6 protein-coding genes and 1 pseudogene are annotated in these 13627 nt (G+C 37.5%); all 7 read right to left on the bottom strand.

Annotated features, from left to right (window positions below):
* Nucleotides 1-317: 317 nt before the first annotated feature.
* The 7 genes and pseudogenes from rppB to AC5JMF_RS05190 all read right to left on the bottom strand — a co-directional run bounded on the left by rppB (nt 318) and on the right by AC5JMF_RS05190 (nt 13590).
* Nucleotides 318-1700 carry a two-component system sensor histidine kinase RppB gene (gene rppB, locus AC5JMF_RS05220; protein WP_495794665.1) on the bottom strand — a complete coding sequence of 461 codons (1383 nt, stop codon included), beginning with the start codon at nt 1698-1700 and terminating at the stop codon, nt 318-320.
* Nucleotides 1687-2415, bottom strand: coding sequence for a two-component system response regulator RppA (rppA, locus tag AC5JMF_RS05215; protein WP_495794664.1), 729 nt, complete (start codon nt 2413-2415; stop codon nt 1687-1689). Before rppA ends, rppB begins: the two co-directional genes overlap by 14 nt.
* 86 nt (nt 2416-2501) lie before the next feature.
* Nucleotides 2502-5645: an efflux RND transporter permease subunit gene (locus tag AC5JMF_RS05210; RefSeq protein WP_495794663.1), complete on the bottom strand. Its 3144-nt coding sequence runs from the start codon at nt 5643-5645 to the stop codon at nt 2502-2504.
* A 23-nt stretch (nt 5646-5668) separates the two neighbouring features.
* On the bottom strand, nt 5669-7351 hold the full coding sequence (locus AC5JMF_RS05205; RefSeq protein WP_495794662.1) for an efflux RND transporter periplasmic adaptor subunit: 1683 nt from the start codon (nt 7349-7351) through the stop codon (nt 5669-5671).
* Nucleotides 7352-7477: 126 nt separating this feature from the next.
* Nucleotides 7478-7699, bottom strand: a pseudogene (locus AC5JMF_RS05200) (DUF6887 family protein); the annotation flags it as partial.
* A 56-nt stretch (nt 7700-7755) separates the two neighbouring features.
* Complete coding sequence (locus AC5JMF_RS05195) at nt 7756-13179, bottom strand: trifunctional serine/threonine-protein kinase/ATP-binding protein/sensor histidine kinase (protein WP_495794661.1); 5424 nt, start codon at nt 13177-13179, stop codon at nt 7756-7758.
* A gap of 126 nt (nt 13180-13305) precedes the next feature.
* Nucleotides 13306-13590, bottom strand: a complete 285-nt coding sequence (locus tag AC5JMF_RS05190) for a hypothetical protein (protein WP_495794660.1) — start codon at nt 13588-13590, stop codon at nt 13306-13308.
* Nucleotides 13591-13627: the final 37 nt, after the last annotated feature.

The raw sequence follows: 13627 nt of genomic DNA, 5'->3' as shown, positions 1-13627 counted from the left end.
TATTACTCATACTCACTGCGCGACGCCAGTCGCTAGAACATGGGTAAACCGGGTAACGCATTGGTTCCTCTGCATGAAAATAAAAGTTTTTATTTTCTAATATTCGTGCAAGAAGTCTAATTTAAAAGAGCAGCTTATTCATCACTAGCAATTGCTGAGACAAATTGCATCTTATTTACTAAATTATATGAGATTTTAGTTCTTTTATCTTCTCAATTAACTACTTACTTTCACTAAAATCTGTACCTTTAAGTTTTGCTTAGCTCAGACTGAGGTTAGCACATCAAAAAAATTGCGATCGCAATTTTTTTGATGTCTTAGTACTGCATTGAGTAAAAACTTTTAAGTGAGGGGGTATTGAAGGGTAATTCAACGGTAAAAGTGCTGCCTTTACCTAATTCGCTTTGTACATTTAATTTACCTTGATGCGCCAGAACAATAGCTTGAACAATAGCTAATCCTAAACCAGAGCCACCAGTACTACGAGAGCGATCGCTACTTACTCGATAAAAGCGATCAAAAATCCGCTTAAGTTCATGTTTCGGGATACCAATGCCTGTATCTTGAACTTTAATAACGGCGTTATGTTCGTTGCGATCTAAAAAAACTGTGACCTCTCCTCCTTTAGTTGTGTATAGAATTGCATTGACAATTAAATTAGAAAATAATCTATAAAGCTGATCAGAATTACCTATAATATTCACGGGTTGATGCACCCGTATTGAAGATGTCACCTTTATTCCTGCCGCAGTTGCCATTGCTCCAAACTCCTCAACTAAATCGCTCACAATATCATTCAGAGAACAAGTTTCACGTTGTAACTTTTGGACTTGTCTATCTATATGCGCTAACATCAATAAATCAACAACTAAAGCTGTTAACCGTTGATTTTGACGCTGTATAGTTTGCAATATATCTCGTGTCTCCTCTTCATGCATTTGTGGCATTAAAAGTGCTGATTCTACGGTTGCGCCTGTTGCAGCTAAAGGCGTTCGTAATTCATGTGCGGCATCTGCTGTAAACTGTTGAATTTGTCGATAGGATTGATAAATTGGCTGCATAGCTAATCCAGATAACCACCAACTAGCACCAGCAATCACAGCCATAGCCATCGGTAGCCCTAATACTAAAATTAGTTTGACACTATCCAAGTAATGATTAAATTCTTCTAGACTTCGCCCTACTTGCATATATCCCCAATCTTGATAATTTTGGGTATGCAGTGATAGAGTAATTTGATGGTATTCTTTGCCTTGACTGTCTTTGAGAAATTGCCAAGTTTGTTGATGAAAAACATCAGGTAATCCCTCTGGATAGTAACCAGCATTAGCAATTAATTTTCCTGAAGTATCAAAAAAACGTATATAGTAGCTAGTTTTAGTAACGATACCAAGAAGATGACGTTTAGAATGTGGCTGTTGTGGAATACAATTATTCTCTCCAGTTCCACAGTTATCTAGATTTGGAAATAACTTATTTGCCAAAGGTTCCAAACGTCCAGGTGATTGTAGTTTTAGTTCGATACTGTCGTGCAGTGTCCCCGCTACAGACTCTATTTCACTGTCTAAAGCCACCACATGAGCATGGAACACTGCTCGATAAAAACCGAAGGCACATACGCTTAAAATTAAACCCATAACGATGGCATAATATAGAGCTAAACGAATGCGCGTAAGCCAAAACAGTTTATTTTGATTCATCAGTGAAATGAAGACGATATCCCATACCGTGCAAAGTTTCAATGGTTACTGAGTGTAGCTGAAGTGTTGAGTTAGTACAGTTAATACTTGTGAGTTTGCGACGTAATAAACGTATTTGCGCTGCTACTACATTGCTGCTAGATTCGGCATTAACTTCCCAAATTTGATTGCGAATTTGCTCAGTAGTAAGAATCTGGTTGGGGTGTTTCATAAAATATTCCAGTAGTTGGAATTCTTTATTTGTTAAAGGAATCCTTTCCTTTTCACCCATAGTATTTTGTCTGACAACTGTACTGTTGCCATAATCTAGAGTTAAGTTACCAACAATCAATTGTTGGGGTTGAAAATGCGGTGAACGACGCTGCAAAGCCCGCAATCTTGCCAGCAATTCCACCATTCCAAAAGGTTTCACCAAGTAGTCATCAGCACCTGCATCTAGTCCGGCAACTTTATCTTCCATTCTATCTCTAGCAGTTAGCATCAAGACAGGCAGAGGATTTCCTTTGTAACGCAGTCTTTTGCACAACTCTAAACCACTAATTCCTGGAAGCATCCAATCAAAAATCGCTACTGTATATTGTGCTGAACTATTTTCTAAGTAAGCCCATGCTTCATTACCATCTAGTACCCAATCAACTAAGTACTTTTGTTGATTTAGGGTACGTTTAATAGCGGCACCTAAATCTGGTTCATCTTCGAGTAACAGCACTCTCATAGTTTTAAAAATTTAACTGCCAAGAACGCCAAGTAAGAGAGGGTTTATAAATAAAGTGCAGGCTCATATAGAATTGGTATGAGTAGCTACATATGCATAAAAAATTTCTCATCTTTATCTTGTATGTTCTCTATTTTTTTGGGAAATAAATGATTACCAAACTTTACATACAAAGCAGGTAAAACTACCAAAGTTATCGCTGTCGAAGTAAACAAACCACCAAAAACAACAATAGAAAGTGGTTGCAAAAGTTCTTGTCCTGGGCCGCCTTGTAACACCATTGGTGCTAGACCTAACGCAGAAGTCAAAGCCGTCATTAAAATAGCATTCAGTCGTTCCATTGACCCTTTTACAATAATTTCTTTTAAGGGTATTCCTTCTGCAAATTTACTATTATAGTTATCCACTAATAACAAACCATTGCGAGTTGCCACTCCAAACAGGGAAACAAACCCTACCAAAGACGCAACAGAAATAACTCCTCCAGTTAACGCTACCGCAATTACACCTCCTACTAAACCAATTGGCAAGTTAATCATAATCATGATAGTAGAGGGTATAGATTTCACTGAAAGATACATGAGGATTGTAATTATCACAAACGCGATCGCACTGAATACAAAAATATTATTAGTCGCACGTTCTTCAGCTTCAAATTGACCTGCGTATTGAATAAAATAACCCGCAGGCACTTGGACATTGCTTTTGACTTTAGCTTCAATTTCATTAACAATCGAGCGTAAATCTCTACCTTTAGCATTAGCTGAAACGACAATTAAACGGGAAACGTTTTCACGATTAATTGTGTTTGGCCCAGTTCCATTGTCAATTATTGCCACATTGCCTAAAGGAATTTTCTGTCCATTGGGGGTATCAATTAATAAATTGCGAATCGTTGACAAATTTTGCCGTGCATCTGGCTTCAACCACACTAAAATGTCAAACAATTGTTGATTTTCTAAAACTTGAGAAACAACTTGTCCATTGAGTGCAGTTTTAATAATGCTAGAAATTTCTCCGACGGAAAGACCATAGCGACTAGCAGCATCTCGATCAAATTTGATTTGAATTTGCGGAACGGGAATTTGCGGCTCTAGCAATAAATCTACAACACCATCAATCGTTTTCATTTGTGCTTCTACTTGTTCCCCGATTTGACGGAGTTCTGCTAAGTCAGAACCAAAAATTTTGACTGCGATCGCACTTCTAACTCCAGACAAAACCTCATCCATACGGTGAGAGATGAATCCACCAATATTCGGTGCTGCTCCGGGTATTTTATCAAACTCTTGACGTATCTTTGCTAAAGTTTTCGCACGGTCTTTCATCCCTACCTCACTAAGTTCAATATCAACGTGTGCAATATTCACACCCGCAGCATCTGCATCTCCCTCAGCACGTCCTGATCGTGTTTGAATAAATTTAAAACGATTGTCACCTTTCAGTGCATCTTCTACTACATAACCTGCTTTTGTCGTTGCTTCTAAAGACACACCAGGATATAAAGTTAAGGTATTTACCATCGTTTGTTCTTGGAACTCTGGCAAAAAAGCCCTGCCAAATGAAGGAATAATAGTAATAGCAGCTACTGTTAAAGCGAATATAACACCAATAATTAGTAAGGCGTTCCGAAAAGAAAAGTTGAGACAGCTACTGTAAATTTTCTTACATAATCTCGCTAACCAAGGTTCTCGTTTTATTACCTTGACGTTAGGTAATAAAATTGCACATAAAGCCGGGGAAACTAACAGCGATTCTAAACTAGAAATGACAACTACTACCAAATAAGAAATTCCCATCGGTGTAAAAATTCTACCTTCTACACCTGGTAGAGTAAAAATTGGTGAGAAAACAATAATGCCAATAATTGTTGCACCAATCAGCGATTCTCGTACTTCTTCAGAACCTTCAAAAATAATTTCTAATGGTGGTAATGGGTTAGGAGAAACTTTATTTTCTCGCAACCTGCGATAAGTATTTTCACCATAAACAATTGCATCGTCAATCGCTGTACCAATCGCTACTGCTAAACCCCCTAAAGTCATTGTATTCAGCCCTATTCCTAACAAAGAAAGGGCTAGCAACCCAAATAATAAAGTTAAGAAAAAATCCAGTAAACAGACTGCGATAGTTCGCCAATTCATTAAAAATGGAATGAGAATTATCCCGGCAATTATACTACCTTGAATTAATGATGAGCGGACATTTTGCACCGAAGAATTAATATAACTATCTTGGCGAAATGTCGTAGTAACTTTAATTTCTGGTGGTAAACCAGCTTTAATTTCTTGCATCACCGCTTCTATTGCCCGAGAGACACTGGGAGTATCCGCAAGCGGCTGTTTATTAACCATTAAAATAATCGCTGATTTGCCATTAAAACTAGCATCGCCCCGTTTAATTGCACCACCAATTTGTACTTGGGCTACATCTTGCAGCCTAACAGGTACTCCGTTACGTGAAGTAATAGTTGATTTTTTTAAATCTTCAATTGATTCAATTCGTCCAATACCGCGAATTATTCTTTCTGTATCTGCTGTGATTAAATAACCACCAGGTGCATTACTATTAGCAGCTTTTGTGGCGTTGGTAACTTGCTCCAAAGAAATATTAAAAGCGGCTAATTTTGCTGGATAAACTAAAACTTGATATTGACGAGAATCACCACCAAAAACTAATACTTGGCTCACACCTGGAACAGCTAAAAGACGATTTGTGACTTGCCAATCCACAATTCGCCGAACTTCCATCAAGTCAATTTTCGGTTGAGGATGATTATTTTCTGACTCAACTGTAAAAGCGTATTGAACAACTAAACCCACAGGTGAAGTAGTGGGAGAAATTTGGGGTGTTTCCACTTGTGGGGGAAGTTTGCTTGCAGCTTGTTGCAGTCGTTCGGTAACTAATTGACGTGCTTGGTAAATTTCTGTCCCCCAGTTGAATACTACCCTGACGGCAGAAATTCCCGCCGCCGAGGATGAACGCACTGCGGTTACTCCTGGTGTCCCATTAACTGCACTTTCGATTGGTAAAGTAACTAAAGATTCAACTTCTTCCGGTGCGAGTCCCGGTGCTTCGGTTTGAATTTCTACTTGAGGTGGTGCAAAGGGTGGTAGCACATCCAAGGGCATTTGGGGAATGATGTAGAATGTCCACAAGGCGGCGATAATTGTAGCTAAGACAACGAGCCAACGTCGGTCAATCACCCACCTGACAATGTTATTGAGCATTTGAGATTTGATATTTGAGATAATTAAATGTGATTGTCTGGTTGATCACAGACAGGAGTAGAATCTGAGGTGGTTGGTTGCTTGTGGTTATCAATATGAGTTTCACTTTCATAAGTAAAACCATCATATTGAGGATGACCAACTGAGACAAAATGCTGATGTATTCGACGAGTTGACCAAAAACTACCTGCCGCAAAAGCAGCAACACCAACAATTACTGCTCCTCCTGTTGCAAACAACCATAAAGGTATTGGTAAGTTTGTTTTTGTTGGGGTGACTTCTGTATGAGTATTTTCTTCCTTTTTTTCTCCAGATGCCGATTTGCTACCACCCCGCAATGATTGGGCATAAAGTTGTGGTGCGCGTTGAGTGACAATCATATCCCCTTCAAATAAACCACTTTTTACCTCAACCAGATCTCCAAAGGTTTGTCCTAAAGTTACTTCAGTAGACTGAAAAGCATTACCATTTTGCAGATAGATAAGTTTTTTACCATTTACTTCAACCACTGCTGAGGTAGGAATAGCTAAAATAGCTGCTGATGTTTGGTTTGTTAAAACTTCTAGTTCTGCAAACATTCCAGGTTTAAGTTTACCGCTAGAGTTATTCACCTGGGCTTGTACTGGTACAACTCGTGTTTCTCCTTCTACTGCCGTTCCAATTCGGGAAATTCGTCCTGAAAATGTGCGATCGCTGAGACTGGCAACTTTTAAAATAATTCTTTGACCAGTTTTTACTTTGCTTAAATCTTTTTCATAAATGTTAGCTGTAGCAAACACTTGAGTGTCATTGACAATCGTCATCAATTTGCCGCCTGCATCATTGAAAGTTTGACCAATAGTTACTTCTCTATTAGCAACCTTGCCGGAGATGGGAGCAGTTACTGTCACTAGTCCTTGAGAATTGGGCAGATTTCCTAACTGAGCCAGTCGAGTTTGATAACTAGTATTACTACGATTAATATTTGACTTTGCCAGTTGAACCGATGCTTGAGCGCGTTTGAGTTGATTTTCTGCTGCGATTACATCCCGGCGGCTTTTGGCTTTAGTGAGTTCGGCTTTTGCTTGTGCTAACTGAGTTTGAGATTCTAAAACATTGCGACGAGGCAAAGCACCACTATCAGCCAATTGCTTGTCTTTGTTGTACTTCTCTTGAGCAAAGTCAACCTGACTCTGTGCCTGGGCAATTTCAGAGTTTGCTATTTGCTGATATCTTTGGTAATTTTGTTGAGCCAGTCTCAAGTCAGCTTCTGCCTGCTGTAAATCAGCTTGACCTTGTGCTAGTTTATCCTGAGATTCTACGCGCAATGTGACTAAATCTGGACTGGTAACAACAGCAACAGGCTGACCTTTTGTTACTGACGCACCAGGTTCTACTAATAATTCAACTACTCTCGCCCCCTGAATTGGGGTAGTCACTTCCACTTTTTGACTAGGAAGAGTTTCGATTTGTCCAGTAGTTTTGATGCCAATAGCTAACTTTTGCCGTTGAACCGGCTCAACTTTAATTCCTAACCGTTTAGACGTGTCGGCATCAACTCGAATAGAATTATTAGTTGTAGTGGCTTCAGTTGCTCCTTTAAATTCATCGCCATGTCCACCATGAGCCATAACAACTGTAGGACTTACCAATAACAGCAGGCTGAGGCATGTGCCAGAAACACGACTAATAGCTGTAGGTGTTTGGGAACGCAGAGATTTAGACATCGCTATTCAAAGTCCTTGAGTGGGAATTGCGATCGCTTAAAAGTGCTTTTGTCTCCTAATTTTGGAGAATTGAGATAACAGTTTCATAAATGCACTCTTTTACTAGTTTTTCATTCACAGATGAAATTAGGATGAAATCAAGCTCAGATAATTCTTGAAATCACTAAATCTGTTGTACGAATACAAAAACTCCCCTCTGTGTTTAATTGCTTCCTCAGCGATGCGAATATTTTCCTCTACTTGAGTTTCATCTGCTATAGCGAGTGGAGCCATAGTTTTGCACTTCAAACTAGGATGATGAAACAGCGCACGCATAGCTTCCATATCATCACGGTGTGCTAATACATATTTTCTTAACTCTGGTACGCGTCACGCACCAAAAGTTTCATGAGCGCGATTTACATTTACATATTGCTATTTTTAGATGGAAATTTAGGTAAATTAATCATAAATTCTGTGTAGCTATCTAATTCTGTGTCTACTTTAATTTTGCCTTGATGCTGTTGGACAATAATATCATGAGTAATAGATAAGCCTAAACCAGTTCCTTCGCCAGTAGGTTTAGTAGTGAAAAAAGGATGAAAAATTTTATCTAATACTTCGTGAGAAATACCTTCACCATTATCACGAATGCGGATTTCTATCTGTTCTCCTAAATCTTTGGTGCTGACTGAAAGTGTAGGTGAGAATATTTCCCTTTCTTGTTGTGGTTCTGCTAAAAAACGCATTTTCTTTTTATGTGCTGCATAGCAAGCGTTGTTGATGACATTGATAAAAGCACGACTAATATTTTGTGGTATGACAATTATTTGTCTGAGGTTGCGATCGCAGTCTATTGTTACAGTTATATTAAAAGAGCTTTCCTTGGCACGCATTCCATGATAAGCTAACTCAACAGCTTCTTTTAATAAAGCGTTAATATCTGTCAATTCTCGCTCGCCTATTTGCCCTCGCGAATGCATCAGCATTCCATTGACAATATTGTCAGACCTTGTACCATGTTCGTAAATTTTTTGAGCGTTTTGCTTGAGATCATTTAAAATTTCGGCAATATATTCTCTACTTTCTGATTCTAAGCTATCTTTTTGATTCTCAATCTCTTCTTCTAGTTCTTGAGTTAACTCGATAGAAAGCTCAGCAAAGTTATTCACAAAGTTTAGGGGATTTTTGATCTCATGAGCAATACCTGCCGTTAAAGCTCCCAAAGAAGCTAATTTTTCTTGAGCAATAATTTGAGTTTGTGTCGCTTTAAGCGTTTGCAAAAGACTGGCCAACTGTTGATTTTTTTCTTCTAATTCTTGAGTTCTGGCTTTGACTTTCTGTTCCAAATTCCGGTTATAGCCTTCTAATTGTTCATAAAGGCGAGAATTTTCAATAGAGATGGCAGCTTGAGCAGAAAGGATTCTTAATACTTCGACGCGATCGCTTGTAAAAGCACCTGTGGTTAAATTATTTTCTAAATATAGAATACCACTGAGTTTGCCTTGATGAATTAAAGGAGTGCAAAGAATAGATTTGGGTTGAGTAGCAATGATGTAAGCGTCACGAGTAAATTGTCCTTCTTGAGTTGCATCATTTAAAACTACATTTTCTTGAGTACGCACAACATAATTAATAATGGAGACTGACAGCAGAGGGATTTGATTATGAGCATCTATTGAGTCTAAAGGAATTGACTGTAGTGTAGTAACATTACCAGAATTGATAGTTCCTTCCGCTTCTATCACCCAATTATCTGCTTGATTGAGAATCAGAAAGCCTTTTTGTGCGCCTGCATTCTTAATTACGATATTCATTAACTTTTCTAGCAATTTTTCTAACATAATTTCGCTAGCTAAGGCTTGCGAAGCTTGCATCACGCTATTTATATCTAAAACATTTGATGTGGTTTTACCCGAGTTGGTTATTGAAGAATGCGATGGAGTGGGAAAGTTATCTGTTGATGAATTGACTATAAATTGGGGATATCTTGTTTCTAAATCTTTGACTTTAGCTATAGCTCCCCAACGCTGATAAGCATAGTGAGCATCTTGTAGATAATAACGAGCAATATGTTTTTGATTTCTCGCTAAATAGAATTTACCTGCTAGTTCATAAGCAAGAGCTTCTTCATTGAGATATTCGTTTTCTTTGGCTAAAGTAATGGTGCGATCGTAATATTCTCTTGCATCTTGTTCTTTATTTAAAACACGAGCAAGTTCGGCTTCTATTAAATAAAATTTATGCAAAAAATTCATTGGGGCTTGCTTTGCCCAGAGTTCCATTTTTGCTTGTTTAGCACTAACATTTTTGAGAATTTCTTCTTTTTCAATCTCTGAGCTATTCGGGTAGACTGCTAACCGAGATAGTGCATCATAGAAGTAAGCAGTAGGTAAAATAAATGATGAGCCTGCATTTGCTGCATATTCTTCAAACTGGTTTGCATTCTCTACAGCTTGCTGAAATTCTTGAAAAAGATAACATAGAGAAAGTTTATGTGAGTAAGCGTGCATCATTGCAGTTCGATCATTAGTTGCTAGATGAACAGGTATCATCTTTTCTTCGTCGTATATTTCACCAATTAAACGGCATGGGTTTTCAGCTTTTTCTATCAAGTTAAGGATAGCTTGCATGTAAATTTGTGCCCAATCAAGATAAGCTTTCTGCTGAGTTTCACGAGTAGCAGCGATTGCTTTTTCCATCTCTTTCTTAACCTCCACCAGTTCTGCGCCACTGAGGTATAAAGCATAGGCATAGCTTGTAATTGCACTAGCAGCATACTCCAAATCTCCAGTTTCTATGCCACTTTGGTAAGCTTCAATGCAAAAAGATGATGTATCTCTTAAAGGTTCATTCCAATGCTTAAGAAAGAATTTATAGGCTGCATAAGTTCTGGCTTTAAATGTTTTATCTTGAGATTGTTCGATTAACTTCAAAGCTAGCTGACCAAACTGATAGCCATTATCCAATTCTCCTGTTAAGCAGAGAATTAGCCCATAACCTGCATAGGGAAAAGCAGAATCAGCTGAATTACCATATTGAATAGATAAATTCACTTGTTTGCACCAATTTATTAAGCTGAGTTGATTAACTGCTATGTATGCAGGGCCAAATAAATAATTCATCACCCGCATTGCTGCTAATTTATGCAAATCGGTCATTTGTGGTAAGCTGATTAATTCTTTGGCTTCTCTTCCTGCCAACATTAACTTTATCTGCTCTATCTCTTGTGTTAAATTTAATTGGTTTGGTTGTTCAGGTAATTCTACTTCCAGTAAATTCAAAACTTCTAATCCAGTCTTAACCGCTTCAATAAATTTAATTTGGGCACAATAAGCTTGCATTTTAACTTCATAGACTTTAATTTTATCTAATAGTGTTTGAGCTTTGTGTGAAACTGTTTGGCTCAATGATTCCATCTCATCATAGTTAGCAATTGTATAAGCTGCTTCTATTGCTTCTACATACAAATTTAAGGTCATATGATACTGTTGCGACCAACTCTCTTTTCCCAACAAGCTTAAGCCAGTTTGGAGGTATTTATAAGCTGCTTGACGAGCCACTGAAGATTTAGCTTTTTTACCTGCTTGTAAATTCAATTTAGCTAAATCATATAATTCTGTTTGTCGATTAATTAGCTCTCGTCCTTTGTTTAAATGATTAACAATCTCAAATAAATTCTGTTCAGGTTCTTCAGAGGATGTGTTTTGTAGTAATAACTTGCCAATACGTAAATGTACTGCTTGTGTATCTGCTTGAGGAATAAGAGAGTATACTGCTTGTTGGATGCGATCATGAGCAAATTTGTATTCTGCAACTAACTGATTTGACAATCCTTCTACATCAAGTTCTACCAATTGGTAGGCATAATCAAGGGGTACAATTAGACCAGAACGGAGCGCTGAGCGTAAATCTGTTGCAGTTTCTTTTGTAGATTTTTCATAGATTGCTGCTAACGTTCTCAAATCAAACTGGTTGCCGATGCAGGCTGCTAACTTTAACACTGCTTGAGTTTTTGTGGGCATTTTTTTTACTTTTTTGAGCATCAGTTCCACAACATTATCTGTGAATGGTTGTGCTTTAATCTGGTCTAAATTCCACTGCCATTCTTGAAAACCATAGTTAAAATATAGCCACTCTTCAGAGTATAATGATTTAAGAAACTCATTGATAAAAAATGGATTGCCGCCAGTTTTTTCATAAAGTAATTGCGCTAGTGGTTTGGCAGTTCTTGATTTTACAAAAAACGTATCACTAATCAGTTCTGTAACTTGATTTAAGGCTAAAGGTGGAAGAAATATTCTATTAATAGTTACTTTTGCTTTGGCGATCGCTTCTAAACTTTGAATCAATGGATGTACTTCGTTAACTTCATTATCCCGATATGCTCCAATGAAAAACAAATATTTATTATTTACTGCTGTCATCAATAATTGAATTAATTCTAATGAAGCTTTATCTGCCCACTGTAAATCATCTAAGAAAATGACTAATGGATGTTCAGGTTGAGTAAATACCTTAATAAATTTTTGAAAAACAATATTAAAACGATTTCGCAATTCTGCTGGTGGTAGATCTGGAACGGGTAGTTGTGAACCAATAATTAGTTCTATTTCAGGAATAACTTGAATGATTACCTGTCCATTTTCTCCTAATTCCGTTTGTAACTTTTCTCGCCACTTGTTAATTTCTGCTTCACTTTCAGTTAATAATTGCCGTATTAATGAGCGAAATGCTTGGATTAGAGAGGCATAAGGAATATCTCGTTGAAACTGGTCAAACTTACCAGAAATAAAATAGCCACGCTGGTAAGTTAGTGGTTTATATACTTCCTGTATTAACACTGTTTTACCGATACCAGAATATCCCAAAACTAGCATCATTTCACTAGTGCCTTGACTGACTCTTTCAAAGGCAGCTAATAGGGTAGAAATTTCTTGTTCTCGTCCATACAGCTTTTGGGTAATTTGAAATTGATCGCAAACATTATGTTGATCTATTAAGAAAGAGTCAATTTGCTTTTTATTTTGCCATTGTCTGAGACATTCTTCTAAATCTGCCTTGATTGTATATGCTGACAAATAGCGATCTTCAGCATTTTTGGCCATTAATTTCAAAATAATTGCTGAAATAATTGATGGAACTTCTGGTTGAATAGTGTGTGGAGGAATAGGTTGTTTAGCTATATGACAATGTACTAAACCCAAAACATCATCTGTAGGAAAAGGTAACTGCTTCGTCAGCAATTCATAAAAGGTCACTCCTAGCGAGTAGAAATCAGTGCGATAATCAATTACTCGATTCATTCGACCAGTTTGTTCTGGCGAGATGTACGCTAACGTTCCTTCTAAAATATTCGGGTTGCAAAAGGTTGTATTCTCCCGTGACAGCGTTGTCGAAATGCCAAAATCAATTAGTTTCAGCTTTCCTGTCTCTTGATTCAAAATAATGTTTGATGGATTAATATCTTTGTGAATAATATATTGCTGGTGAATTTGACCTAGTATATCAACAGTTTCAACTGCGAAATAGAGAAATTCGGCTATTGTGATTTGCTTGTAAGTAACTATCCTATTTAAAGATTCACCACCGAAATCTTCTAATACAATTACCCAGCGATTCTCTATATTTTCTAAACTATAAACATCTATGACACCTGGAATATTAATACTTCGAGTTGTTTCATATTCTCTCTTAAACCAAGCAATTTTTTCAGTTGGTGGATAGACTTGTTTGAGTATTTTAAGGATAACTGGCTGGCTATCTTCTAGTCGAATGCCACGATAAACCAGCGAGTTGTTACTCTCATGCAGTTTTTCAGTAATTTGATAACCTGAAAAATTATGCATTTTTACTTCCTTCTAAAGCGTTTTTATTAGGAAAAAACCGCAGCAAGTGCGGTTTCAGTTAATGGAGTCTTGATTCGCTATTAAAATTTTAGGGAGTCATAAGCAATTTGACCTTAATTATATTTATCAAGCATACACATCAGTGGGAGGAGAAGGACCTGGATCTGGTATGGGAAAAGGGTCTGGATCTGGTAAGGGATCTGGGCCGGGGTCAGCAGCACTAATGGCAAGTTCAACTTGCTCATCTGCAAACAATGCAGCAATTTTAGTACTTTCTTGACTTAATATTAAAGCTTGCTCTGCTTCAGATAAGCCTACCTCGTCCATGAATAATTTAGGATTATTGATGAAAACACTTTCTTTTTTAGGTTCAATTGCTAAGTTAGTTAGTAGATGAAATAGGTTACTCACGATATATTCTCCTAAGATTTGATGTCGTGACTGATGA

The sequence above is a fragment of the Desmonostoc vinosum genome, assembly GCF_059505385.1.
Note: the sequence above shows the minus strand (reverse complement) of the source record. Positions and strands in the feature narration are given on the sequence as shown.

Coding starts and splice junctions, on each gene's coding strand:
- rppB (WP_495794665.1), bottom strand. CDS start 1,700: ATGAATCAAAATAAACTGTTTTGGCTTACGCGCATTCGTTTAGCTCTA.
- rppA (WP_495794664.1), bottom strand. CDS start 2,415: ATGAGAGTGCTGTTACTCGAAGATGAACCAGATTTAGGTGCCGCTATT.
- AC5JMF_RS05210 (WP_495794663.1), bottom strand. CDS start 5,645: ATGCTCAATAACATTGTCAGGTGGGTGATTGACCGACGTTGGCTCGTT.
- AC5JMF_RS05205 (WP_495794662.1), bottom strand. CDS start 7,351: ATGTCTAAATCTCTGCGTTCCCAAACACCTACAGCTATTAGTCGTGTT.
- AC5JMF_RS05195 (WP_495794661.1), bottom strand. CDS start 13,179: ATGCATAATTTTTCAGGTTATCAAATTACTGAAAAACTGCATGAGAGT.